Annotated in this window: 20 protein-coding genes; 9 read left to right on the forward strand and 11 right to left on the reverse strand. The window is 68.7% G+C overall.

Going from position 1 to position 24,217, the window contains the following annotated elements; genetic code table 11:
• Positions 1–49: 49 nt before the first annotated feature.
• On the reverse strand, positions 50–781 hold the full coding sequence (locus tag OG293_RS01485; protein WP_406003476.1) for a response regulator: 732 nt from the start codon (positions 779–781) through the stop codon (positions 50–52).
• A gap of 395 nt (positions 782–1,176) precedes the next feature.
• On the opposite strand from OG293_RS01485, the gene OG293_RS01490 reads away from it, so the two are divergent.
• Positions 1,177–1,665 (forward strand): pyridoxamine 5'-phosphate oxidase family protein, encoded by a 489-nt coding sequence (locus tag OG293_RS01490; RefSeq protein ID WP_405996899.1) that lies wholly within the window; start codon positions 1,177–1,179, stop codon positions 1,663–1,665.
• Positions 1,666–1,907: 242 nt separating this feature from the next.
• Here OG293_RS01490 and OG293_RS01495 read toward each other — a convergent pair whose 3' ends face one another.
• Both OG293_RS01495 and OG293_RS01500 read right to left on the reverse strand, forming a co-directional pair.
• Positions 1,908–3,632: a GAF domain-containing protein gene (locus OG293_RS01495; protein WP_406003477.1), complete on the reverse strand. Its 1,725-nt coding sequence runs from the start codon at positions 3,630–3,632 to the stop codon at positions 1,908–1,910.
• Positions 3,633–3,782: 150 nt separating this feature from the next.
• The gene (locus tag OG293_RS01500) at positions 3,783–4,247 is read right to left on the reverse strand and encodes a Crp/Fnr family transcriptional regulator (RefSeq protein ID WP_405996900.1); all 465 of its coding nucleotides are present in this window, start codon (positions 4,245–4,247) and stop codon (positions 3,783–3,785) included.
• 509 nt (positions 4,248–4,756) lie between these two features.
• Between OG293_RS01500 and OG293_RS01505 the strand changes: the two genes are divergently transcribed.
• A complete protein-coding gene (locus OG293_RS01505; protein WP_405996901.1) occupies positions 4,757–5,842 on the forward strand; it encodes a zinc-dependent alcohol dehydrogenase family protein in 1,086 nt (361 codons plus the stop codon).
• A gap of 27 nt (positions 5,843–5,869) precedes the next feature.
• Here the strand turns inward: OG293_RS01505 and OG293_RS01510 are convergent, their stop codons facing one another.
• From OG293_RS01510 to OG293_RS01520, 3 genes are all read right to left on the reverse strand, one after another.
• A complete protein-coding gene (locus OG293_RS01510) occupies positions 5,870–7,195 on the reverse strand; it encodes a cation:proton antiporter (protein WP_405996902.1) in 1,326 nt (441 codons plus the stop codon).
• 46 nt (positions 7,196–7,241) lie between these two features.
• Complete coding sequence (locus OG293_RS01515) at positions 7,242–7,943, reverse strand: CBS domain-containing protein (protein WP_405996903.1); 702 nt, start codon at positions 7,941–7,943, stop codon at positions 7,242–7,244.
• 154 nt (positions 7,944–8,097) lie between these two features.
• Complete coding sequence (locus OG293_RS01520; RefSeq protein WP_405996904.1) at positions 8,098–8,538, reverse strand: universal stress protein; 441 nt, start codon at positions 8,536–8,538, stop codon at positions 8,098–8,100.
• Between the two features lie 298 nt (positions 8,539–8,836).
• On the opposite strand from OG293_RS01520, the gene OG293_RS01525 reads away from it, so the two are divergent.
• A complete protein-coding gene (locus OG293_RS01525) occupies positions 8,837–9,715 on the forward strand; it encodes a universal stress protein (protein ID WP_405996905.1) in 879 nt (292 codons plus the stop codon).
• Between the two features lie 66 nt (positions 9,716–9,781).
• Here the strand turns inward: OG293_RS01525 and OG293_RS01530 are convergent, their stop codons facing one another.
• Genes OG293_RS01530 through OG293_RS01540 form a run of 3 tightly spaced genes read right to left on the reverse strand, consistent with a single transcriptional unit; the run spans position 9,782 to position 13,798 of the window.
• Positions 9,782–12,172, reverse strand: coding sequence for a glycoside hydrolase family 65 protein (locus OG293_RS01530; protein ID WP_405996906.1), 2,391 nt, complete (start codon positions 12,170–12,172; stop codon positions 9,782–9,784).
• Positions 12,172–12,918, reverse strand: a complete 747-nt coding sequence (locus OG293_RS01535; protein WP_405996907.1) for an HAD family hydrolase — start codon at positions 12,916–12,918, stop codon at positions 12,172–12,174. Before OG293_RS01535 ends, OG293_RS01530 begins: the two co-directional genes overlap by 1 nt.
• Positions 12,919–12,922: 4 nt before the next feature.
• On the reverse strand, positions 12,923–13,798 hold the full coding sequence (locus OG293_RS01540; protein WP_405996908.1) for a universal stress protein: 876 nt from the start codon (positions 13,796–13,798) through the stop codon (positions 12,923–12,925).
• Positions 13,799–14,294: 496 nt separating this feature from the next.
• Here OG293_RS01540 and OG293_RS01545 point away from each other — a divergent pair, with 496 nt between their 5' ends.
• Entirely contained in the window at positions 14,295–14,759 is a 465-nt protein-coding gene (locus OG293_RS01545; RefSeq protein ID WP_405996909.1) for a GNAT family N-acetyltransferase, read from the forward strand.
• Positions 14,760–15,051: 292 nt separating this feature from the next.
• On the opposite strand, the gene OG293_RS01550 is transcribed toward OG293_RS01545, so the two are convergent.
• Complete coding sequence (locus tag OG293_RS01550; protein WP_405996910.1) at positions 15,052–17,907, reverse strand: DUF1349 domain-containing protein; 2,856 nt, start codon at positions 17,905–17,907, stop codon at positions 15,052–15,054.
• Positions 17,908–18,179: 272 nt separating this feature from the next.
• Between OG293_RS01550 and OG293_RS01555 the strand changes: the two genes are divergently transcribed.
• Positions 18,180–18,434, forward strand: a complete 255-nt coding sequence (locus tag OG293_RS01555) for a hypothetical protein (protein WP_405996911.1) — start codon at positions 18,180–18,182, stop codon at positions 18,432–18,434.
• Between the two features lie 119 nt (positions 18,435–18,553).
• Here the strand turns inward: OG293_RS01555 and OG293_RS01560 are convergent, their stop codons facing one another.
• Complete coding sequence (locus OG293_RS01560) at positions 18,554–19,981, reverse strand: M1 family metallopeptidase (protein WP_405996912.1); 1,428 nt, start codon at positions 19,979–19,981, stop codon at positions 18,554–18,556.
• Between the two features lie 396 nt (positions 19,982–20,377).
• Between OG293_RS01560 and OG293_RS01565 the strand changes: the two genes are divergently transcribed.
• Genes OG293_RS01565 through OG293_RS01580 form a run of 4 tightly spaced genes read left to right on the forward strand, consistent with a single transcriptional unit; the run spans position 20,378 to position 24,034 of the window.
• Positions 20,378–21,037, forward strand: a complete 660-nt coding sequence (locus OG293_RS01565) for a hypothetical protein (protein ID WP_405996913.1) — start codon at positions 20,378–20,380, stop codon at positions 21,035–21,037.
• Positions 21,034–22,113 (forward strand): peptidoglycan-binding protein, encoded by a 1,080-nt coding sequence (locus tag OG293_RS01570; RefSeq protein WP_405996914.1) that lies wholly within the window; start codon positions 21,034–21,036, stop codon positions 22,111–22,113. The genes OG293_RS01565 and OG293_RS01570 overlap by 4 nt, the downstream gene beginning before the upstream one ends.
• Positions 22,110–22,829, forward strand: coding sequence for an ABC transporter ATP-binding protein (locus tag OG293_RS01575; RefSeq protein WP_405996915.1), 720 nt, complete (start codon positions 22,110–22,112; stop codon positions 22,827–22,829). The genes OG293_RS01570 and OG293_RS01575 overlap by 4 nt, the downstream gene beginning before the upstream one ends.
• Entirely contained in the window at positions 22,826–24,034 is a 1,209-nt protein-coding gene (locus OG293_RS01580; RefSeq protein ID WP_405996916.1) for an ABC transporter permease, read from the forward strand. Before OG293_RS01575 ends, OG293_RS01580 begins: the two co-directional genes overlap by 4 nt.
• Positions 24,035–24,217 lie beyond the last annotated feature (183 nt).

The raw sequence follows: 24,217 nt of genomic DNA on the forward strand, positions 1-24,217 counted from the left end.
TTCGTCGGTTCCTGCCCGCGCTCGGTTGGTCAGCCGGCGTCGTCGGCGCTCAGTTCCGCGCGCGTCTGTCGCGCGTGGCAGACGGTGCGGCGTTGTGGTGTTCTTGCGCGGCAATGGCCTGGGTGGCGATCACAGCCGCTTGGACGCGGCGTTCCACGCCGAGCTTGGCCAGTAGCCGCGAAATGTTGTTCTTCACCGTCTTCTCGGCGAGATAGAGCCGCTTGCCGATCTCACGGTTGGTCAGGCCCTCACCGACCAGGGCAAGGATTTCCCGTTCCCGTTCGGTCAGGCCGGGCAGCGTCTGCTTGGCTTCCTCCGGCTCGGCCCCGCCGCGAAGGCGGGCCATCAGCCGGGTGGTGGCCCCGGGGTCGAGCATGGACTGTCCCGACGCCACGGTCCGTACGGCGGTAACCAGGTCGGTGCCGGTGATCTGTTTGAGGACGTAGCCCGATGCCCCGGCCATGATGGCGTCGAGGAGTGCTTCTTCGTCGTCGAAGGACGTCAGCATGAGGCAGGCGAGTTCCGGCATGCTGGAGCGCAGTTCCCTGCAGACACTGACGCCGTCTCCGTCCGGCAGTCGTACGTCGAGGACAGCCACGTGCGGGCGCAGGGCAGGAATGCGGACGAGGGCCTGCGCGGCCGTCGCGGCCTCGCCCACGATCGTCAGGTCGGGCTCGGCGTCCAGCAGGTCGTGCACACCCCGTCGCACCACTTCGTGGTCGTCGAGGAGGAAGACTCTGACCGGCGCCTTTGGGGCTGGGCCGCCCTTGCTGTCCGTCATCGCCACTCCGTATTCGCTCGGTCCGTCCGTGGGCACCATTCATCGTCTCCGTACAAAGGGCCCGCATACCAGGGCCGGATGGCCCTGCTGTGGTTCGGCATGTCGTTCCCAGTGTCCGCCAGACCGGCAGATCGATGCCGGCATCAGGGCCGGGCCGTCATCGAGCGGGCTTGCTTCCCGGGCATGCCCCGGGAAGGACATGCCATCGCCGGCCCGCAGAGGCCGCGCACCCGCGTGGCGAGCGGACCCGCCGAGGATCTTGAAGGCGGAAAGGGGTACCAGGCCTCCCTCAGCGGGGGGCCATCCGGCCCTGTCCCCACCGCGTCCCGGAAGGGAAGCTGACTGTCTGGCAACAAGCGCCCTGACCGGCGCGGCAGGAGCAAAGGGTGTGCACCATGAGCGAGGAAGCAGTACAGCCGCTGGACGGCGCCGGTGAGGCGCCGCCACGGCGCATGAAGCCGTTGGACCGCAGTGAAGCGCTGGCGCTGCTGGCCTCCGTCTCCCTGGGACGCCTCGTCTTCACCCAGCAGGCTCTCCCGGCCGTCCGCCCCGTCAACCACGTCCTCGACGGCGAGGACATCGTCATCCGGCTCAGCGACGGGTCCACCCTGGCCTCGATGTCGGCTCCCCCGGACGGCCGGGAGACCGTCGTGGCGTACGAGGCCGATGTCATCGACGCCGACCGGCACCTGGGCTGGAGCGTCGTGGTCACCGGTTACGCGCACCTCGTGGACGACCCTGCCGACCTGGAACGCTACGAACGCCTGCTGCGTCCTTGGGTGGCCCGGTCCATGACGGGCGCGCTGCGCATCCGGCCCGAACTGGTCACCGGATTCCAGCTCACTGACGCACCGGTCGAGACCGCTGCCACACAGGCCGACTGACTGCCGTTGGTGCGCGCCCTCCGCCGTAGGGCGCGCACCAAACGCCCTCCATCCTCGGCGCGCCCTGCCCGCTGGGCATGGCTCGGCGCCCAGACGCAGGGCATGACCGGCTGCGTTCGCCGTCGTGCGCGGAAAGGCCGACCCCCTCCTCCCCCTGGCCTTCCCGCCCAGGTCCAGCCCTGACCTCCCCCGGGGCGTATGCCGGAGCACTGCTGGGTCCTTGCACGGGGACGGGAGTGCAATCAGCGGCCGTCGCCGCCCTGGACCAGCGGTGCCCGCCACACCAGTCGGCTGCCGCCGTCGGCAGGAGTGTTGATGGTGAAGGATCCGTTCACGCTCCGGGCGCGCTCGTCCAGGTTCTTCAGACCGCTGCGCCGACCGTCAGCGGGAATACCCCGGCCGTTGTCAGCGACGGTAAGGACGACTTCGCCCCCTGTGGCCTGCAGAGTCACCTCCACACGGGTGGCATGGGCGTGGCGGGCGGCGTTGCTGAGCATCTCCCCGAGGGCGGCCAGGACATGGTCGGCCAGCGGCAGGGGCACGTCTGTGTCCAGGAGGCCTTCCATGCTCAGGCGTGGCGGGTAGCCGAGTGCCGACGCGGCTTCGCCCGCCGCACGTGCGACGCGAGAGCGGAGGGTGGGGCCGGTCTCCTCGTCGTGGACGCGAAGGCCGAAGATCGTACTGCGGATGATCTTGATGGTTTCATCCAGGTCGCTGACCGCGCGGGACACACGCTCAGCGGCCCCGGCGTGTTCGACGAGGGGGGCGGCGCTCTGCAAGGTCATGCCGGTGGCGAACAGACGCTGGATGGCCAGGTCGTGCAGGTCCCGGGCAATACGGTCGCGGTCCTCCAGCAGCGTCAGCTGCTCGGCGTCGCGGCGCCGTTCGGCGAGTTCGAGGGTGACCGCCGCCTGGGCGGCGAAGACCAGCAGGGGCTCGATGTCGTAGTCGGTGAACACCGGCTCCCCGACGGCACGCGCCAGCAACAGCACACCGCGGCCTTCCTCGGCGGCCCCGAGCGGGATGGCAACGGCAGGCCCGAGACCTTCGAAATCGCCGGGCCCTGAGGCGTAACGGTCATCGTCGGCGAGACCGGTGGTGGTCACGAGCACCCCGGTGCGCTGGGCGGCGCCGGACAGCGTGCCGCTGATGGGGATCACCAGGCCCCGACGGTCGTCCTTCTGCGCGCCGAGGGCGAGTTCGACGGCGAGGTCGTCGGTGTCGGGGACGGGGACGGATACCTCGGCCAGTGCGGCACCCGTGATCTCGGCGGCACGACGGGCGATGAGTTCCAGGACATCGAGGCGCGAACTGCCGGAGAGCAGGCTGTTGGTGATCTCCGTGTTGGCCTGCAGCCACCGCTGCTGGCGCTGCACCCCTTCATACAACCGTGCGTTGTCGATGGCCACGCCTGCCGCGACGGACAGGGTGGAAATGATGCTCTCGTCCTCCTCGTCGAACTCCTGCCCACCGTGCTTGTCGGTCAGGTACAGGTTTCCGAACACTTCGTCACGGACCCGGATGGGAACGCCGAGGAAGGTGAGCATCGGCGGGTGATGGGCCGGAAAGCCGAAGGAGGCCGCGTGTTCGCCCAGTTCGGTGAGCCGCAGCGGTTTCGGGTTGCGGATCAGTTCGCCGAGCAGGCCGTGCCCCTCCGGCAGGTGCCCGACCCTGCCGATCTCCTCGTCGGTCATACCGATGGTCAGGAACTGCGACAGGGTCCGGCCGTCCGGGCTGATCACGCCCAAGGCCGCATACCGGGCCTCGGCCAGCAGAGCTGCGGCCTCCACGATCCGCCGCAGCACTTGGTCGAGGTCGAGCTCCCGGCCAACGGAGACGACCGCCTCCAGGAGGCTGTGGATCCGGTCACGGGTGCCGCGGGCGGCGTTGATACGGGCCTGCAGTTCTTCCAGCAACTCGTCCAGTCGCATCTTCGGGATCTGCGACAACGACTCCTGCTCACCCACCGGGCACTCCTCTGTAGCCACGCCACTCCTGGGTGTCAGACTATCGGGCCGGTCGACGCGTCTCACCGTGTGTGCAGGAGATGGCGCGTAGCGTGGCACGGTGGCCGAGTCCCTGCCGCGCCCTCGGCCCCAGGTCGCGCTGAGGACCGGTCAGCGGGCCAGGCGCAGAGAGCCGCCGCCGGAAGGGCCGTACAGGTCGAGCAGACGGCCTCGGGCCGACTGCAGCCGGTGGGCAATCACTTCGGCGACCCGGAGCGTGAGGGCATGGCAGAGTTCCTGGTCGTCCTCGCACAGGGCGCGCACCTGGGCGGCGTCGAATTCCAGCGCTCGTACCGGAGAGGTCGCTTCGGCACCGAGGTGCCAACTGCGGGGCGGAAAAAGCCAGGACCAGCCGAGCAGGTCACCGGGGCCGAGCCGCTCGACCACGGCGGCGCGGCGGCCCGGCACATGCATGTCGAGGGCGACGGATCCGCTCCGGATGATCCAGAAGCGGTTCGCCCGGCCGCCCTCCTCGCAGATGCGTGCGCCGACCGGGAAGGCAGTCTCCCGGGCGATCTCCAACAGCGTGTCGCGAGCCTCAGGCGGCAGGGCATTGAGCAGCTTCACCGTGGACATGCTCTCTCCGTCCCTCGTGACCGCCGGCGCGGTCCGGGCGGGTGGTCTTGTGATGTCCAGCCTGCCGATGTCGGACGGAGCGCGTCAGAGGCCTGGCGGCTCTGCAAGAGGGCCGGAAGGCCCTGATTCATTGCACCAGGGCCCGTTCTCCCCGTCGGGACATACAGGCGCAGTGGTCGGGGTGAGCGCGGGTGAGGACGAGGGCGTGGACGGCGGCGGCATCGAACGGGGCTTTCGCCGATTGCGGCGGCGCAGTTCGGCCAGTCCCTGGACAGGCCGCAGTCGATCATGATCAGCACGTGGTCGCTCTCGATTGAGCAACTGGCTTCCGGTGACTGTGCCCGCCGCCTCCGGGGAGTCTGCGGGTGCCGGCCTCGCGTCACGGACGGAGCTCCGGAGGGGGGCCGGTGAGTCCCCGCCGGGGCCACTCGGCCCCTGTGCGGTTCCTGTCGGCCCGCCACACGCTGGATGGAGGGGACCCGAGAAGAACCGACCTGAGGAGGATCGTCATGAAGGCTCTCGTTTTCCACGGCCCCGGCCAGACTTCCTGGGACGATGTGAAGGATCCCGGCATTCAGGAGCCGACCGACGTTGTCGTCCGTATCGACACGACCACCATCTGCGGCACGGATCTGCACATCCTCAAGGGCGACGTACCCGAGGTGAAGCCGGGAACGGTCCTCGGACACGAGGCCGTCGGCGAGGTCGTCGAAGCGGGCAGCGACGTCCGTACGGTGCGTCCCGGCGACCGGGTCCTCGTCTCCTGCATCTCGTCCTGCGGCCGGTGCCGTTACTGCCGTGAGCAGATGTACGGCCAGTGCCGCGGAGGCGGCGGATGGGTGCTCGGTCATCTCATCGACGGCACCCAGGCCGAGTACGCGCGGATCCCCTTCGCCGACCTCTCCGTCCACCTGCTGCCGACGCCGGTGAGCAGCAGCGACGCCGTACTGCTCTCCGACATCTTCCCCACCGCGTACGAGGTGGGCGTCCTCAACGGCGGCGTCCGGCCCGGCGACACGGTCGTCGTGGTGGGCGCCGGACCCATCGGGCTGGCGAGCATCGCCACAGCCAGGATGTTCTCCCCGGGAAGGATCATCGCCGTGGACCTGGCGAAGTCGCGGCTGGAGGCGGCGCACGAACTGGGCGCGGACGCCGTCGTCAACGCGGCGGAAGGCCCGGAACAGCTGGTCGCCGACCTGACCGACGGGCTCGGGGCCGATGTCGCCATCGAGGCGGTCGGTGTGCCCGAGAGCTTCGAACTCTGCACCCGTGTGGTGCGGCCGGGAGGCAGCGTGGCCAACGTCGGCGTACACGGCAAGCCCGCCACCTTGCACCTGGAAGACCTGTGGATCAAGAATGTGACCATCCGGACAGGCCTGGTGGACACCTACTCCACGCCGGTCCTGCTGGGCATGCTGGCCGCCGGCCGGCTTCCCGCCTCCGCTCTGGCGACCCACCGCTTCGGCCTGGCGCAGATCGAGGAGGCGTACGACGTGTTCTCGCGTGCGGCGGACACGGGTGCGCTCAAGGTCGTTCTGGGCAGTCCGGAACACAAGGTGGTGGAACCCGCAGCGACGCAGAGCCCCGGTACGTGACCACAGGCGGGCCGCCGCGGTGCGTGGCTAGGGCGAGAACCGGCCGCTCCGCGTGCCGCCTGTGTCGCCGTCACCGTCACCGTCACCGTCAACGTTCGGGTTCTCCCGTATGCCCGGTTCGACGCGCACCATGCTCGTGAACCACTCGCCGTAGCGAGATCCGAGGAACGGGGCCGTGGCACCGTGCAGAAGGATGCTCAGGGCGACGGTCACCGCGACAACGCCGCTCACGAGTGTCCCGCCGGGGAGGTGTTCCTCGAAGGCGATCAGGCCGAAGACCAGGGAGGCGAGCCCTCGTGGGCCGAACCAGCCGATGTAGGCGATGGACGCGGGACGCAGGCCGGTGCCGGCCAACGCGCCGGCCACGGGCAGCATACGGATGGCCGTCAGGCTGATCAGGCCGTAGGTGACCATCTGCCAGGTCAGCTGCTGAAGCGTCGGCCCCAGGATGACCGCTCCGAAAGCAAGAAAGCTCAGCGACCCGAGCAGCAGGCCAAGGTGTTCGGCGAACTCCGTGCTCTGCGCGGGTTGCCCAGTGTGCACGCGGGGAGGCTTGCGCCGCGGCGCTGCGCGCAGCCGGCTTCCGAAGGCCAGGCCGGCGGCCCAGGCACCGATGAAGCCGCTGCCGTCGGCAGTCAGGCACAGCGCGTAGCTGACGACCGGAACAGCGAGGGTCATCAGTTGTCTCCACGAAGCGCTGCTCCAGCCCCGCGCCTGCGACCGGCGCAGCATGCTCGCCCCGGCCCAGCCGGCCGCGACTCCGATCGCACCACTGAGCAGCAACGCCCGGAAGAACGTCTCCGCGACGCCCGGATGACCGTGTCCTTCGCCCGCCGCCGCCAACACCAGGACGAAGAACGGAAGCGCGAGACCATCGTTCAGTCCCGATTCGACCGACAAGCCGTGGCGCACCACTCCAGGGACACGCTCGTCGGCAACAGCCTGCTGCCCCAGTGCCGCGTCCGTCGGCGCGAGGACGACGGCGATCAGTGCCAGCTCCCACACACCGAGGCCGGGCATGAGAGGCCAGGCCACCAGCCACCCGAGCGCCATGGTCGCCGGCAGCCCCACCACCAGCAGGCGTACGGGCAGAAACCGTTCCCGGCGCAGGCTCTCGGCGCGAATGGCCGCCGAATCCGTGAAGAGCACGAGCGCCAGCGCGCTTTCCAGCAACGTCCGTGTGACGTCGGGATCCTGCTCCCGGCTCATGAGATCCAGACCCAGCGGACCGATGGCGAGCCCGATCACGACGAACACGAGCGGAGCTGAGATCACGGTCGTCGACAGCCGACGCGAGAGGGCGCCATAGCCCGCGATGACTCCCCCGGCCACGACCACGGCCCAAGGGCTCATTGCTGCTCCTCACCGTGGACGCGGTCATCGCCCGGATGTGGTCGGGTCACGACGGAGGGGTCTGAGGCTCCTCCGCGCCCGGCGGCTGCCCTGCCCTCGTCCGGCTGTCACCGCTCACCCTCCACTGGACATCCACCACGCCCGCGACGGCCCGCACCAGACGCTCGGCAAGCGGTACGAGCCGGGTGTCGGACAGGTTCCCGCTCAGTACGACAACGCCGTTGTCGACACGGACCCGCACGGTCTCGCCGGCGTCCGGGAACAGGCGATGGACGACCTCCCGCCGCACCTCGGCGGCCAGATCCTCATCCGGCCTCAGGAAGACCTTCAACAGGTCCGACCGGCTGACTACTCCTTGGAGCCTTCCCGCCGCATCCACCACGGGCAGGCGCTTCACACGGTCCACGGCCATCTTCCGGGCGGCCTGTGCCAGCGGGGCCTCTCCTCGGACGGTGATCGCCGGGCTGCTCATCAGCTCCGCGGCCGTGGTGGCCCCGGCCTTGGTGAGATCGGCCAGTCGGTGCACCTGCTCCATGCGGGAAGGAACGCTGTCCCGGAACTCCTCCTTGGGGAGCAGATCCGCGGCGGAGACGACGCCCACAACCACACGTTCCTCGTCCAGCACCGGCAGGGCGCTGACCTTCCACCGTGCCATCGTCTCGGCGATCTCCTTGAACGGTGCACCCTCGTCGACGGCGACGACAGGAGAGGACATCACGTCTGCCACGAAATACGGGGTGCGGTTCATCGGAACTCCTCAAGACGCTGCCGCACAGCAGTGCACCTGGTTCCAGCATCGCCCGGTGAGCCGTCCGGCCGATGGGGCCGGTGAACCCGACGTGCGGACCGAAGGGCCCCTTGCGCGGAGCGTTCCCGCGGAGCGGATTCCGCTGCGAATGGCCTCAGTGGACGGGTCGGACGATGACCACCGGGCACGTCGCGTGCGTGGCGCACTGCTGTCCCACGGACCCGAGAAGGAGGCTCCGGAATCCGCCCCGCCCGCGGCTGCCCACCACCAGGGCTTCCGCCCCGTCCGCTGCCGCGAGCAGAACCTCGGCCGGGTTGCCTCGCGTGAGGTGCTCACGCACCTTCACGGGCGGCCCGTCGCCGAGCACCGCGTGGATCTCGTCGGTGAATTGCCGACGGGCCAGCTCCTCGTCGAAGTCGGTGTCCACCGCGGGTGCCGACCACCCGTGCATCCCCGGCAGCTCCCATGCACAGACCGCGTCCACGACACCTCCGACCAGGCCCGCGTGCTTGACAGCCCACCGCAGGGCGGCCTGCGACGACTGCGAGCCGTCGACGCCGACAACGACGCGGGGTGTCGCATCACTGCTGCTCATACCCGTCACCTCTCTGCTGCCCCCACACCAAGCTGCCCGCCTCCGGGACAGTCCGCCAGGCGGAGCTGTCCACACGAGAGGGCACGCGGCCGTTGGAGTGAGACGGCCGAGGTACGGCCGGCGAGGGTCCGGCCGATCCGGCCCGGGTGCTGGTGGGGCCGTTCGGCCCGGTCGGGGGCCCCTTGGCCCCTCGTCGCGGGGGCATACGGCCGGTAACGCTGGAAGCGGGGCCACAGTGAGCGCCGCGGAGAGACACACGTCCCTCCGGGCGAAGATCCAACCGGAAGAGGTCCACATCATGACGGCTCATGTCACTGCCGGTCTGGACGGCACACCGGAAAGCCTCGCGGCCGCAGAGTGGGCCGCGCGGGAGGCAGTACTGCGCGAGGTTTCGTTGCACCTCGTTCACGCGGAGGAGGGACCGCCTGCGGTGGACCGGCCCGCCATCACCCCTGCGATGCGGCGAACCTGGGCCGACGAGATGCTGGAGAAGGCAGCCACCGAGCTGCGGCAGCGCCATCCGCGGCTGGAGATGGTCACCCGCCGAGTCTCCGGGCAGGGGCCCGCCGCCGCTCTGGCAGCCGCAGCACGTGAGGGAGACCTGCTTGTACTCGGTTCCCGGGGGCTCGGCAGGGTCACGGGCTTCCTCGTCGGTTCAGTGGGTCTGGCCACGGTGACAGCCACCGAGCAGCCGGTCGTGGTCGTACGAGCGGCGAAGGGAGAGGCGGACGCGTCATCCGGCCCAGGGCCGGCCGGGGGCTTCGACCAGTACCGCGACATCGTGCTCGGAGTCGACATCCGCAAGGACTGCGACGCGGTCATCGCGTTCGCCTTCGATGCGGCAGCCAGGCGTGCCACCACGCTCCGGGTGTTCTCCAGTTGGGCGATGCCGCTGGTCTACACGCACTATGCGGCTGTGGACGTCGGCCAGGAAAACGCAGCCGGGCTCAGTGCCATGCTGCTGCCCTGGCGGCAGAAGTTCCCGTCCGTGAACGTTGTCGAGCAGGCACTCTTCGGCGGGGCCGCTCAGCAACTGGTGTACGCGTCCGAGGACGCCGAGCTCGTGGTCGTCGGGCGGCGTCTGGACGACTCCCCGCTCGCGGGGCACATGGGTGCGGTCACCCACGCGGTCCTGCATCACTCGGCAGCACCCGTCGCCGTCGTCGCACACCGGTGAACCGCACGCCCCTGACAAAGGCCGGCTGGGCAGGTGGATCATTCAAAGGCCGGCCGGGCAGGTGGATCATTCCGGCAGAGTCAGCCGACAGGTTTCACCCGGTTCCACGCTGACCGTCCGGTCACGCAGTTCGATGGAGATCGGGGCCCGGTCGGACGCCGGAACGCCGACTTCGAGCTCTCCGGGCCGCATACGGAGCCGGACACCCCAGTGGCCCCGATAACGCAGGGCGAAGCTGTATTCGCCGAGCTCGGGCAGGGGTACGGGGTCCAGCCACAGTGCCCCGGCCCGTGTCTCCAGACCGGTCAGGCCCCGTTGTACGAGGTCGAGGGTGCCGCCCATCGCGCCGAGATGGATGCCTTCGCCAGTGGTCCCGCCCTGCAGGTCGGCGATGTCTCCCTCCAGCGCTTCCCGGCAGAACGTCCAGGCCTCGGCCCGCCGCACACGTGCCAGCACCCATCCGTGGACGAGTCCGCTGAGCGTCGACCCGTGGCTGGTGCGCCGCAGGTAGTAGTCGACGGTCCGGTGCCAGGTCTGCTCGTCCACCTCGTGTCCGAGCCTGCGGAACAGCCCTCGGAGCTCGGAGGGTGAGAAGAGGTAGCCGAGCATCAGCACGTCGGCCTGCTTCGACGCCTGGTAGCGGTTGACCGTGTCGCCTTCCGCTTCCAGAATCCGGTCGAGTCGGCGGATGTCGCCGTAGCGAGCCCTGTAGGTGTCCCAGTTCAGCTCCGTGAGGTCGCCGTATCCTTCGAACTGGCTGATGACTCCGGCGTGGAAGGGGACGCGCAGCTTGTGGGAGATGTCGTCCCACCGCGCGAGTTCGCCCTCGCCCAGCACGGTGCGTTCGAAGAGCTCGCGCCGACGAGGCTCGGGCAGGCCCCGAAGGACGTCGAGGGCGCGAGCGAGTACCCAGGCCGCAGTGACGTTGGTGTACGCGTTGTCGTCGAGGCCCGGTCCCTCGGAGCCCGGGTAGGAGTCGTGATACTCGTCGGGGCCTACGACACCGCGGATCCGGTACCGGCCGAGTCCCTCGTCGAACGTGGCGGACGATGCCCAGAACCGGGCGATCTGCAGCAGCATCTCCGCGCCCTTGGCGTGCAGGAACTCCGTGTCCCCGCTGGCTTCGCAGTACCGCACCACGTTGTAGGCCACAGCGGATCCGACGTGGTGCTGCAGCCGGGAGTGGTCGGGCAGCCAGCGACCGGACCGCGGGTTGAGGTGCAGGTGCTGGGTCTCCTCACGGCCGTCGCTCCCGCTCTGCCACGGGTACTGGGCACCCGCCCGTCCGGAGGCACGGGCGGCCACACATGCCTGTTCCAACCGCCGGTGCCGGTACTCCAGCAGGGCACGGGACACCTCGGGGAAATGCAGATTGAGATAGGGCAGCACGAAAAGCTCGTCCCAGAAGACATGCCCGCGGTACGCCTCGCCGTGCAGCCCTCGCGCCGGAACACCGGCGTCGATGTCGGCGGTGTGCGGCGAGAGCGTCTGCAGCACATGAAAGAGGTGGAGCCGTAGGATACGTCCCGCTTCCCCGGGGACGTCGAGCGCTGCTCGCTCCCACAGCTGCAGCCACGCCGTGCGGTGCGAGACGAGGAGTCCGTCGAAGTCGGCCGCCCGGTTCACCTCGTCGATCGCCGCCCGCAGCGGGTCGCTGATGGCCGGGTCGTGGGAGGTGTGCACGGCCACCGTCTTGTCGACGGTCGTGGTGTCGCCCTGCGTGAGAGGCAGGCGCAGCGACTGAGTGGCGCGGTGGTGGCCGTGGTGAACGGCGATGTCTGCGAGCGGCCCCTCGACGAGGGTGCGCGCCGCCATCCCGATCCGAATATCGGAGGCGCTGGTGCGACAGCGCAGCCACACCGTGTGCCCAGGGGCGGTGCCCGTGTGGACGTGGGTCAGGTGCCGGCCGTTCAGCTGCCGGTAGCGCTCCACTCCGGAGTTCGTGACCGTCCCGTCCAGCGCAGCCTCCACCTCGATCTCCGCGGAGAAGTTCTCGGCCGTGAACTCGGTGCGCAGGGCGGCGAGGTGAGGATGGGCCATGTGCACCAGCCGCAGCTGGCGCACGCGTAGCCGCCGCCCGGCGGCGTCCTCGTAGACAAGGCGGCGATCAAGAGTTCCCGAGCGCAGGTCCAGCGACAGACGGTGATCCCCCAGCGTGGTGTTCTCCGGAGTGAACCAAGGGACTGCTTGCTCGTCGGAGGTGATGCGAAACCGCAGGGGCAGCCAGTTGGGCAGGTTGACCATGTCCTCGTTCTCAACCCGCCGTCCTGCGATGTTCGAGGTGAGGCGGTTGTAGCAGCCCGCCGCGTACGTGCCGGGATAGTGCGCGGAGTCGGCCGAGCACTCGGGGGCCGCTCCGCGGGTGGCGAAGTAGCCGTTGCCCAGGGTGCACAACGACTCCCTGCGCCGCTCGGCTGCGGGGTCATAGCCCTCGTACTCCCACGTCCAGTCCGGCATCATCGGTCCCTCGCGTCGTCCGCGCCGTCGTCGAGCAGGTCGGCAAGGTCCCGGACGACGACGTCGGCGCCGTGCCGCAGAAGTGCGGCGGCTCTGTCCGGTGCGGCGGTGCGGTCCACGCCGATCACCAGCCCGAACCCGCCCCGATGTCCCGCTTCCACCCCGGCGAGCGCATCCTCCACCACCGCCGTGCGCCCGGAAGTCGCACCGAGCCGGCGGGCGGCTTCCAGGAAGAGCGCCGGATCGGGCTTGCCCGGCAGGCCCAGACGGGCGGATTCTCCGCCGTCGACGAGCACCTCGAAGAGGTCCAGCACCCCAGCACCGGCAAGGAGTTCACCCGCGTGCCGGGACGCGGACGCCGCAGCAAGACGAACCCCACGCAGGCGCAGCGCGTGAATCACTCTCACCGTCCCCGGGTAGGCCTCGGCTCCGCCCTCACGCAACCGCTCGGTGAAGAGCCTCTCCTTGAACGCGGCGACCGCCTGCACGGTGGCGTCCGGCAACCGTAGGCCTCGTGACGCGAGAAACGAGGTGGCTCCGTCGATCCGTGACCTGCCGTCCACGTACTGGAGGTAGTCCTCGCGCTGGTCGAACGGACGTCTCTGCTCCGGGGCCGCCGGGGGGTGTTCTCGCAGACAGCTGTCGAAGGCGGTCTTCCAGGCTGCGGCGTGCATCCCCACCGAATCGGTGATCACACCGTCGGTGTCGAAGACCGCCGCTTCCACGGCCTCCAGGGCGGCCAGCACGGGCTCACACCCGCTGAGGCACGACGGCCACGGGACATGGGGCGTGGTGGAGCGCCGTGTGGGCCAGACGGCCGAGTTCGAGGCCGAAGTGCCCCTGCCGACGCTCGGCTCCGACGATCAGAAGGTCCGCGGCTGCCGATCGCTCCAACAGCACCTTGCGGGCAGACCCCTCCACGGTGGTGTGGTGCACCCGGACCGCAGGGTGATCGTCCCCGGCCTTGCCCAGTGCCTCGTCGAGCAGGGTGGCAGCCCGCATCTCGTGGAACGTCGAGGCGTCGCCGGTGACCAAGGGGTGGTCGAGCGCCTCGTGCGCGGGTCGGCGCCACGCACGTACGGCATCGAGGGTGCAGCCGCGCGCCTCGGCCTCACGAAAGGCGAAGCGCACGGCGTTGGAGCCCGCGGCGAGGTCACCGACGCCCAGCAGAATCCGCCCATGGGTGCCCGCCACGGCGGCCTCGTCGCCGCGTACGACGATCACCGGGCAGTGGGCGCGTGCGGCCACCGCGAGACTCACCGAGCCGAGCAGCAGACCGGAGATACCCCCGCGTCCGCGAGAGCCGATGACGATGGCGAAGGCGTTGCGTCCCTCCCTCAGGAGCGCGGCGACCGCTTCCTCCGGCTGTACCTCGGCAGCCACCTTCACACCCGGGTTACGTCGACGGGCGCGCTCTGCGGCGGTACCGACAATGGTGTCGGCGAGTGTCTCGTCTGAAGGCCGGTCGAGGCTGTCCGAGGGTGTCTCCCCCTCGTAGCGCTCCCAGAGGGAGGCGTACACCAGTCGCAGGGGAATCCCATGGCGCGCCGCCTCGTCCACCGCCCAGTCCACAGCCCCGAGACTGGGCACCGACCCGTCCACACCCACGACAAGGGGCAGCTCCATCGTGCCCACACCTTTCATCCGGCTGATCGGAAGTGTCGCTCACGTCACCGTCTCACCTGCGCTGGGCGGCGAGGAGGGGCGGTTGGCCCCCTCTTGGGGACGATCGGCCCAGCTCCATGGCTCGGGTGGACCACACACTCAGTGTCGGCGGGGGCGGGACTGTGTGCACCCGCGCAGACGCCTCACGCGGAGGCCACCGCCGCCGGGGAGGTCCAGACTCGGGCCCCCACCATCGACCTGCCCCGCCCCCTGGGCCCGCCGCATTCCGTCACATATGAACTGGAGATGTCTTCCAGCCAAACTCTCATGCGTCGGCTTCGGTGTGTCCTCCGGCTTCGTCAGGCCGAGGCTGTCACGCTCGCCCTGTGTGGAAAGGTCTTCGAGGTGTGCGCCCCGGCCTGATGCCGAGCGCCGGAAAGTACGTCATGAGCCATGAAGGCACGGGGCGGGCGCGAGTGAGCGGCACCGGTACCCGGGTGCCCCGTAGCCTGCGGTGATGGAGATCGAGGTGGTCCGTCTGGCGGGCCCGCACCGTGCCGGGCTGCACGAACTGCTCGTTGCCGAGGGCTGGGACCACGTGGCCAAGGAGCTACAGGAGAACGGCCTTGATGTGTTCACTCAGTACGTGGCGCTGAGGGGCGAGCGAGTCGTGGGGTGGCTGGAGGGCACGCTGCGCTACGAGGCTGCCGTGGACATTCCGCGTATTCCGAGGCCGTGGGCTCAGGTCAACTTCATCCTGTGTCATCCGTCAATGCGACGGCGTGGCATCGGCACTGCGCTGCTTCGGCGATTCGCACGGGACGAGACGTCCGCGGGCCGTCGCTTCGTCGTCCTGTGGCCCGACCGGCAGGATGCGTACGCGCGCACGGCGTTCTTCACCGCCCTGGGCTTCCGCCCTGTCCCGGGAACCGAGCTGTTGGGAACCGATCTCCCCCACGTGCTCACCGGCCCGGCGCATTGACCCCAAGCCAGCCGCGCGGATCAACGGCAGTACAGCGCCAGTAGGAGGACTGACCGATCCTGTCTCGGCTGTCGCCGTCCCACGGCCTCAGTCACCGGGCTGGGCAGTGGCCTCACCCAGCGGGGACGTCCGCACCCGCCGCCGCCAAGGCTGGCCGAGGCCCCGTCAGCGGTTCATCAATGAGCCGAGCTCAAGCCCAGGGCGCCTTTCGCGTCGGCTGCATGCGACGGCGAACCACAACACCTCCTCGCGGGGGTGGCACCAGGTAGCGGATCCGGAACCTTCGCCGACATCACCAGCCCGAGAAGGGAACCGCCGTCCCGTTGATGGTGAAGTCCTCGAAGAAGAACGGGGTGTCAGTGGCGGAGGGGTTCTCCACCTCGGCGAGTACGCCGAAGCGGGCGGTTGAAAGCCTTGCGGCGTCGATCGGCCCGCCCACAGGGATGAAGGTGGTGCCGTCGAGCGAGTACGAGGCGGCGACGGTGTTCCCGGAACGCTGGAGACGCAGCCACACGTCCTGTTGGTCCGGGTCGGAGATTCGGGCCGGTTCCGTGGGCGAGCCATCGGTCTCGGAACTGACGGTGATGGTGGGTGTGCCGTGGTTGTGCTTGCGCTGCAGAGCGATGTAATCGTCGTCGCCTCGGTAGAGGAGCAAGCCAGCCTCCATCCAACCGCGTGCGGTGCGTCCGGTCATTTTGACAGTCGCGGTGCCCTCGCCGTTCCCGGACGTGGTGAGCACCAGGTTGCGGCTGCTGTTCTGGCCGGCCCATAGAAACCCACTGCCGGTGGGAGTGAGCGCGAGAGCACCGTCGGAGCGGATCGAGCGATGGTCGGCCTGGTCACGGGTGACGCTCCACGCGGCGGTGTTGAGCGTGGGAGGCGTAAGACAGGCGGGGGACGCGGGGTCTGCCCCGACCTTGAGCGTGACGGGTGTGCCATGGATTTCGCCGACCTGACTGTCCGTGACAGGGGTGATGGTGGCGGTGCCGACCCTCCTGGCGGTGACCTTGCCGTTCCGATCGACGGCGGCCACAGCCGGCCTGCTGCTGACATAGCGGATCGAGGGCAACAGGGACCGAATGTTGTCGGTGCCGTTGGTGGTGACCTCATCGGTGGTGACCTGAGAGGCGTCGGTGGTGTTGAGGTCGGCGCGCAGGTTCAGCCCGTTGTCGAAGTTGTTGTTCTTGATGCGGACTGCGGAGGAGCCGCGGTAGGAGAACAGCGAGGTGGAGTACGGCGAGGCGGTGGCGACGGTACGCACCTGTGTCCGGGTGCCCCGTGCTGGGCAGATGTTCTTGGCCTGGGCGGCGAAGGCGGTGTTGCGGTCGAGGCGGAAGACATCGTTGCGCTTGAAGGTGATGCCACCGACGCTCTTGGCCTCCAGGAGTCGGACATCGCCGATCCGGAAGTCGTTGTCCTGGATTCGGATGTTGCGGTGGACGGGCTCCGACGCGTCGAGGACCTGGTTGGTGGGCTCGACGAGGATCACGGGACTCGCAGGGCGCACGAAAGTATTCTCGCTGATCAGGACGTCCCGGACGGGACCGGACTCGTACCACTGGTAGGCGTCGGAGGAGATGAAGATACTGGCCATCTGCATACCGTCGAACACATTGTCCCTCACCACGACGGGCTTGCGGCTGGTGACCAGCACACCGCGGGTGGGGATATCGCGGAAGGTGTTGCCGCGGATGTCGACCCTGGGCGTGTAGGTGGTGTTCTCCACCACGAAGTTCCCTGCGGTGACCGAGGGCGGGATGGCCGTGTCGAAGGTGACCTTCATCGTGGTCAGGGGCTTGTTGTGGTCCTGGCCCGAAGGACCGTCGACCGACTCGACCTTGGCAGCGACACCGGGGACGGCCACCATGGTCCGCTTGTCCACGATCTCCACGCTGTCGCCGGGGTGGAACTGCGGGAACCCGGCCGTCTCGGAGTGTTTGTAAGCGAGCGTGAGCGCCTTGTCCGCGGGACGGCCGGTGACCTCCACGTATGTACCGTGGATGTTGATGGCGTCGTCGTGCGCGCCGTCGAACACGTTGTCCTTGATACTCACCGTGCCCTTGACGCCGGACATCTGGACGAAGTCGGCGAATCCGGCCGTGCTGCGTCCGGAAGCCGGATCGGTGCGGAACTCGTTGCCGCGGATCGTGATGTTCTCGCTCATCTGCCCGAGGAAGCCGAATCCGTGCAGGTAGCGGGCCTTGAGGTGCTGGACGGTAACGCCCTTCGACTCCCAGAAGAACGCTGACGCGGTGTCGCGGGTGGTCTCACGCATCTGGTAGACGAGCCCCCGGTCGGCAGGTGCCGTGCCAGTCGAGTATTCGATGCGCAGCTTGTTGCCACCCAGGTCCGTCATCGAGGCCACGTTGGTGAACAGCGGATTGCCACCGCGCCAGGTGCGCTTCACCGCCGGGTCGTGGATCTGCGTGTACCGCATGCCGTTGACGCCCGACCAGTACGGCTGACCGGTGGCAGGGCTCTTCTCGCCCAGCCAGGTCACCTGGTTGTTCGCCACGGTGAAGCCGTTGCCGGGCGGGATGCTCAGCACCCGGTATCCACGACCGCCCGAGACTCCCGTTTCGCTCACGGTGGCATCGACAACCTTGGGAGCCGTCACATCGAAGCTGAAGTTCCGGATCCGCACGTTCTGCGAGCGGATCGCCGCGAACGCGGTCATCAGCCCATGGAATTGGAGGTGCGAGCCACCGCCGTCGATCGTGACGTCACGCATGTCCTCGACAAGGATGCCGATCCGCTTGTCCCGGTACCTCTGATCGGCTCCGACTGTGTTGGAAAGGTACAGCTCCCGGCTCTCGGCCCGCTCGGGGTACATCTGATAGGTGCCGCGTGGGAACACCACGCGCACAGGCCCTTTGACCTCCTTGGCCCACCGCACGGCCTTCGCCACGGCGGCAGCGCTGTCCTTCTTGCCCGTGGGGTCGGCGCCGAACCTCGTGACGTCGACGACCCTCTGGAAGACGGTATCGGCCGCTGCCCCGGACGACATCGGAGCAGCTAACGAGGCGACGACAACTGTGCACAGCGCCGCCGCACGCAGCCTGCCGGAGCTGCCCTTCCCGGTCAGGAGCGATCCGTGAGTGGCGGACGCCGCAGGGACGCGGCGGCGCCGGAGGTTGCGGAGTTGCACGAGGAGGCTCCAGGGGGACGGAAAAGTCGCGAGCACGAAAACGAACGAAACTGAACAGCGCCAAACAGGCTTGGCCTAATGTGGGCGCTCGGCAGCCCCCTGTCAAGACATGCGTACGCAATGGCTGTTGTCGCGATTCCGTGGGATGTCATTTCCGCAGCGCACGTGCATGAGAGAAGTTCCGGCAGATTGCGGCGCGGGATCGTGGCACACCAAGTCGCCCCCTGCGAAGGTGTGTTCAACGCCGGGACGCGGACCAGGTGGTGCGCAGCGTGGCCGAGGTCGTGCTGAGCAGCGACCCGCTGAGCATTGTTCCGCCGGGACCGCGCGTCAAGGAGCTGGGACGCGGTGCGCACTACCGGTACCGCTTCAGCGGACTGCGGCTGCTGATCGAACGTGATCACCGGTACCACCTGCTGCGCGTGGGATGGAAGAAGTCAACAGATCCCACCTACGTCATCGAGGACGACGACACCATCCAACTCAGGCCCGGCACCCAGCCGCGGGCGCTTCCTCAAGCTTCTTGAGGCGGAGAAGGCACAAAGGGCAGCGCCCCGTCGCCGATGAAAGCGAAGGGGCGCCGGGGCAGGTGAGCCTGCGGTTGAACGAGGTGCTGTCGACTCTCTGGTGAAGCGGCCTCGTCGGCTCAGGGGGTGGCGGGTTTGCCCTTCCCGAACAGCCAGACGTCGAATATCGGCCTCGTCTTCTTCCCGGATTTCTGCTCCGTGAGGGCGATGAACTGCTCGATCGTCGCGGTGCGGTTCTTGTGCTCGGCCGTCCATGTCTTCAGGATTTCGCCGAAGACCTTGTCGCCGACCGCCTGCCGTACCTTGTGCAGCACCATGGCGCCTCGGTAGTAGACAGCATCGTCGAAGAGCTCCTTCGCCTTGGTGGGCTTCCCGGGCGGGAAGGCCCACAGTGCGTTGTCCGCAGGGGTCCGGTAGACGCTGTCGAACCACTTCTGCGTGGTCGCCAGGCCCTGTTCCTCGTCCCACATCCACATGGCGTAAGTGGCGAAGCCCTCGTTCAGCCAGATCTGCGACCAGTCGGAGAAGCGGACCGAGTCACCGAACCACTGGTGGGCGTACTCATGGGCCATCACCGTGCTATTCGGCGCCCTGCCGTAGAGAGGACGCCCGATGGTCTCGAGCGCGGCAGGCACCTTCGGAGCGTGGTCGATGATCGCCCCGGCCGAGTCGACGGGGTAGGGACCGAAGTGCTTCTCGCCCCACTCCACGATCGTGGGGATCTTCCCCAGGATCTCGCGTGATGCGGCGCGCTGCCGGGGGTCCACCGCGTTGACGATGGGCACTCCGGACTTCGTCTTCCCTGTCTGCAGTACGAACTTCCCCACGGCGAGGGTGGTCGCATAGGGGATGGTCTGGTTCTTGTTGTTCCAGCGGAAGGTGTTCTTGCCGGCACCGGCACTCTTCTTGCCCACGTAGCGGCCGTTGGAGACCGCGGTCAGGCCGGAGGGCACGGTCACCGCAACCTCGTACGTCGCCGGGTCGTGCACGGTGTTGTTCACCGGGTACCAGGTCATCGCACCGAGCGGCTCGCCCATCACCAGGGCGCCGTCGTCCGTCTTGATCCATCCGTCCTGGGAGCCGGGTATGAGGCCCGGCAGGCTCTGGGGGTTGCCGCCGTAGGCGATGGCGACCTTGAACGGCTTTCCCTTGGCTATGACCGTAGCGGGGGTGATCGTGAGTTCCGTGCCCTTGTGGCGGAACGTGGCCTTCACGCCGTTGACCGTGACCTTCTTGACCGTCAGTCGCAACAGATCGAGGTTGAAGCGTGACAGGTCCTGAGTCGCCTTCGCCGTCATGGTGCTGGTGCCGGAGAGCACCGTTTTCGACTTGGGCGCGACCGTGAGGTCCAGGGCGTAATGCGCTGCGTCATAACCGCCGTTGCCGGCCTGAGGGAAAATAGAGTCCCCGACCCCCTCCGCGCCGGGGGTGCCTCTGACCTGCGCATCGACAGCGGCGGCGCCGTCGAGGGGCGAACAGCCGGTGGTGCCCGCGATGAGTCCGGCAACAACTACGGCTGGGATAAGGGGCTTTCGGAGTTCGAACATACCTGAATCCGATACCGGGAGTTGACCCGATCGCTACCCAGACACCCCCGAAGAGTTCGGCGCGCCACACCGAAGGGTAACCACCGAAGTCCCGACATGAAACGCCGTAGAACTGGAAGTTGAGCTTGACGTATCCCGCACGCTCTCGGCAGCCCCGTGCGGTGCCCGAGCGCCGGTTCGGCACGGTGCCGCACTGAGACGGGCACGCCATCGGCCGCAGGCCCGGACCGGGTCCGGCCGTGTCAGCGAGACCCCACCCGACTCGGCAGCGGAGCCGCACCCATAGCGGAAGGCCACCCGGGGCGACGGGCCGTCTCCCATGCCGAAGAGGGCGTTGTTACGTTCTCATCATGTGCCCATGGAGGGCTCATCATGTGGCTCCTCCAGCGTGGCGGCATGAGCACTCAGCCCCCAGCAGCGCGCGCCGCCCTCCGCGCGCGCTCACGCACGCGACTTACCTGCTTCGTAGCGGCTCCGGTCCTCTTCCTGACGGTCTCATGTGCCGATGAGAACGGAACCGGCTCGAAGGACAACGGAGTCGCCTCGGTCCCGAACGACCCGTCACCGGGCGGCTCCAAGACCCCAGGGCCGGACGGTGGCACGGAGAAGACGGGCTCCGGCGGCAAGGGTGCCTTCTACGACGCACAGATGACGTACGTCCAGTGCATGCGCGGCAAGGGCGGGGTGAAGAACTTCCCCGATCCCAAACTGAGCGGCTACCTGGACTGGACGAAGATCGATGAGATCGGCCGCAGCAACCAGAAGGTCTACGGCGCCAAAGGCGGCCCCTGTGTTGACAAGATGCTCGCGGCCGACGCCCTTGCTCCGCCGCGGAACACACAGAAGGACTACGAGGCGATGCTCGCGCACGCCAAGTGCATGCGGGAGAACGGCGTCTCCAAGTTCACCAACCCCACCCTCTCCGGCGGCGGCGTGGTACCCGGCGGCGACCCCAACCCCGTCTCGCCGCAGATCGACCCGGAGTCTCCCGCCTACAAGCAGGCACGCGAAGCGTGCAAGGACAAGCTGCTCGACGGCCTGGACGGCATGCAGTGAAGCGGCGTACGGGCGTGATCGCCGCAGGTGTCATTGTCGTGGCCGGGGTTGTCGGCGCCGGTGTGCCGGCCCTGGGCGGCTCCGGCGCGCACACCGACGGAAGCGGTCCGGACCTGCCACCCTCCACTGCTGAGATCATCCGCACCGATCTCGTACAGAGCAAGACCGTCGACGGCACACTCGGGTTCGCCAACCGCCGGGCCGTCAAGGCAGTCGGCGACGGCACCGTCACCGTCGCGGCGCACGTGGGAAACACGGTCCGACAGGGCCAGCGGTTGTACGAGCTGAACGACAAACCGGTCACGCTGCTCTACGGCCAGGTACCCATGTTCCGCGATATGAAGACCGGCGACCGGGGCACCGACGTATTGCAGCTGGAGCGCAACCTGCGGGACCTCGGCTACGGGACCGGGCTCTCTGTCGACCCCCGCTTCGACGCAGCCACCGAGGCCGCGGTCAAGAGGTGGCAGAAGTCCTTGAACCGCACGGCCACCGGCAAGGTCGGCAAGGGGGACGTGGTCTTCCAGCCGGACCGAGTCAAGATCGTCTCCGCGGACGCGGTGCTCGCCGACCAGGTGGGCCCTGACAAGACCGTTCTCACCGTCGCCTCGACGACACCCGTCATCCGCGCCCAACTGGACATCGGCGACACGGCGCTGACTCGCAAGGGCACCAAGGTCGAGGTCACCCTGCCCGACGGCAAGACGGTGACGGGCAGCGTGTCCGGCACCGTCAGCACCGAGACGTCCGGGTCCGACGCATCCGGACAGGACAGTGACAGCACACAGGGAATCACGGTCGAGGTGACGCTGAAGGGCAGAACACAGGCCCCGGCGGACGCGGCAGGCACGGCGAGCGTGAAGTTCATCAGCGAGAGCCGCAAAGGGGTGTTGGCCGTACCCGTCGAGGCCGTCGTGGCGCTCCGCGGGAAGAACGGCGGCTACGGGCTCCAGCTCGTCAGCGGAACCACCACCACGATGGTGCGGGTCGAGACCGGTATGACGACCGACGGACAGATCGAGGTCAGCGGTCCAGACCTCCGCGAAGGTCTCAAGGTCGGAGTGGCCGCGTCATGAAGACCACACCCGCCACGCAGGTGCCCGAGGCCCCGGTCGTCGAGTTGCAGGACGTCACGAAGACCTACCCGGGCGGCGTCCACGCCCTGCGCAGCGTGGACCTCGTCGTCGAAGCGGGGGAACTGCTCGCGATCGTCGGCCCCTCAGGCTCAGGGAAGTCGACCATGCTCAACATCATCGGCACCCTGGACCGGCCGACCTCAGGCACGGTCCGCATCGCCGGACATCGGGTGACCGGCCTCTCCGACTCCCAGCTGTCCGCGCTCCGGGCCCGGCACGTCGGCTTCGTCTTCCAGCACTTCCACTTGGCCCCGGGCCGCGACGCGGTCGACAACGTCGCCGACGGACTGCTGTACACGGGTGCCGGGCGAAAGGAGCGCCGAACCCGCGCCAGGGCAGCCCTGGAGCGAGTTCGCCTCGGCCATCGCCTCGACCACCGACCCCACGAGCTGTCCGGTGGAGAGAAGCAACGCGTCGCCATCGCGCGGGCCATCGTCGGCGAGCCTCGCCTGCTACTGGCCGACGAACCCACCGGGGCCCTCGACACCGCTTCCGGCGAGATCGTCATGGAGCTGCTGCACGGCCTCAACGCGACCGGCACGACCGTCTGCGTCATCACCCACGACAACGACATAGCCGACTCGCTGCCCCGCCGCGTGCGCTTTCGCGACGGCGCCGTCGTCTCCGGATCCCGTGCCCGAGAGGTGGCCGGATGAGAGACAGCGAAGCCCCGGAGAAGCTACGGCCTGCCCGGCTCTCCGCTGCCGACATCCTGCGCACCGGCGCCGTGGGCCTGCACGCCCGCCGTGCCCGGGTGGTGCTGTCGGCGCTGGGCATCTCCATCGGAATCGCCACGATGGTGGCCGTCATCGGTCTGTCCACCTCAAGCCGCGCCGACCTGATGGCTCGCCTCGACCGGCTCGGTACCAACCTGCTCTCCGCGGAAGCCGGCAAGGACATCCAGCGCAACGACGTGAAGCTGCCGAAGAACGCGGTCGCGATGGTGGAGCGCATCGGGCCCGTACAGCACGCGACAGCCACGGCCGATGTGGAAACCCGTATCCGCCGAAGCGACCTCGTGCCCGAGGAGCGGCTCGCAGGCGTCACCACTCAGGCCGCCCGCCCCGATCTGCTGACGGCCCTCAACGCCACGACACACAAAGGTGTCTGGCTCGACGGGGCGAATCAGCACCTGCCCGTGACCGTGCTCGGCGCGATCGCCGCGGAGCGGCTCGGCATCACCGAACCCGGCGAGAAGATCATGATGAACGACCGGTACGTGGTGGTCGTCGGCATCCTCGAACCGATCGAACTCGTCCCGAATCTCGACCGCGTCGCCATGATCGGATTCCCTGCCGCCGAGAAGTACTTCGGATTCGACGGCCACCCCACCACCATCTTCGAACGCTCGACGGACGCATCCGTGGAGGACGTACGAGATGTCCTCGCCCGCACCGTCAACCCCGGCGGCGAGGGGTCCGTCAAGGTCTCCCGCCCCTCCGACGCGCTCGCCGCGAAGGCGGCGACCGACAAGGGGCTGACCGCCCTCATGCTCGGCCTCGGCGCGGTCGCCCTGCTCGTCGGCGGCGTGGGAGTAGCCAACACCATGGTCATCTCCGTTCTGGAACGCCGTCAGGAGATCGGCCTGCGTCGTGCCCTCGGCGCGACCAGGAACGCGGTCCGGCTGCAGTTCCTCACCGAATCCCTGCTGCTGTCCGCCGTCGGGGGTACGGGCGGAGCGGCCCTGGGCGCAGCGGCGACGTACGCCTACGCCAAGTCCCAGGGCTGGACGGCGGTCGTGCCGCCGTGGAGCCTGGCAGGCGGCCTCGGCGCAACATTGCTGATCGGCGCGCTGGCCGGCCTCTACCCCGCGATCCGGGCCGCACGCCTCGACCCCACAGCGGCACTCAACGCGACATGATGTGACCGGGGTCTTGGGACGACGTCGGTGCTCGGGGCCGACACACGACAGCTGGTGGCCGAGGTCGAGAACCTACGGGAGTGCGATGGCGCTGCCGTCGCCGCACCTGCGGGCGGCAGCGACCGCCCACCGGTGTGCGCTCCTTCGACACACGACCCCGCCCGGCCGCTGAGGGTGCGCTGC

Source organism: Streptomyces sp. NBC_00829 (assembly GCF_045161795.1).
In the GTDB taxonomy this organism is placed as follows: Bacteria; Actinomycetota; Actinomycetes; order Streptomycetales; family Streptomycetaceae; genus Streptomyces.

Bases quoted from the DNA above. Each gene is read 5' to 3' on its own strand.
- OG293_RS01485 (WP_406003476.1), bottom strand. From the start codon at position 781: ATGACGGACAGCAAGGGCGGCCCAGCCCCAAAGGCGCCGGTCAGAGTC.
- OG293_RS01490 (WP_405996899.1), top strand. From the start codon at position 1,177: ATGAGCGAGGAAGCAGTACAGCCGCTGGACGGCGCCGGTGAGGCGCCG.
- OG293_RS01500 (WP_405996900.1), bottom strand. From the start codon at position 4,247: ATGTCCACGGTGAAGCTGCTCAATGCCCTGCCGCCTGAGGCTCGCGAC.
- OG293_RS01505 (WP_405996901.1), top strand. From the start codon at position 4,757: ATGAAGGCTCTCGTTTTCCACGGCCCCGGCCAGACTTCCTGGGACGAT.
- OG293_RS01510 (WP_405996902.1), bottom strand. From the start codon at position 7,195: ATGAGCCCTTGGGCCGTGGTCGTGGCCGGGGGAGTCATCGCGGGCTAT.
- OG293_RS01515 (WP_405996903.1), bottom strand. From the start codon at position 7,943: ATGAACCGCACCCCGTATTTCGTGGCAGACGTGATGTCCTCTCCTGTC.
- OG293_RS01520 (WP_405996904.1), bottom strand. From the start codon at position 8,538: ATGAGCAGCAGTGATGCGACACCCCGCGTCGTTGTCGGCGTCGACGGC.
- OG293_RS01525 (WP_405996905.1), top strand. From the start codon at position 8,837: ATGACGGCTCATGTCACTGCCGGTCTGGACGGCACACCGGAAAGCCTC.
- OG293_RS01530 (WP_405996906.1), bottom strand. From the start codon at position 12,172: ATGCCGGACTGGACGTGGGAGTACGAGGGCTATGACCCCGCAGCCGAG.
- OG293_RS01540 (WP_405996908.1), bottom strand. From the start codon at position 13,798: ATGGAGCTGCCCCTTGTCGTGGGTGTGGACGGGTCGGTGCCCAGTCTC.
- OG293_RS01545 (WP_405996909.1), top strand. From the start codon at position 14,295: ATGGAGATCGAGGTGGTCCGTCTGGCGGGCCCGCACCGTGCCGGGCTG.
- OG293_RS01560 (WP_405996912.1), bottom strand. From the start codon at position 19,981: ATGTTCGAACTCCGAAAGCCCCTTATCCCAGCCGTAGTTGTTGCCGGA.
- OG293_RS01565 (WP_405996913.1), top strand. From the start codon at position 20,378: ATGAGCACTCAGCCCCCAGCAGCGCGCGCCGCCCTCCGCGCGCGCTCA.
- OG293_RS01575 (WP_405996915.1), top strand. From the start codon at position 22,110: ATGAAGACCACACCCGCCACGCAGGTGCCCGAGGCCCCGGTCGTCGAG.
- OG293_RS01580 (WP_405996916.1), top strand. From the start codon at position 22,826: ATGAGAGACAGCGAAGCCCCGGAGAAGCTACGGCCTGCCCGGCTCTCC.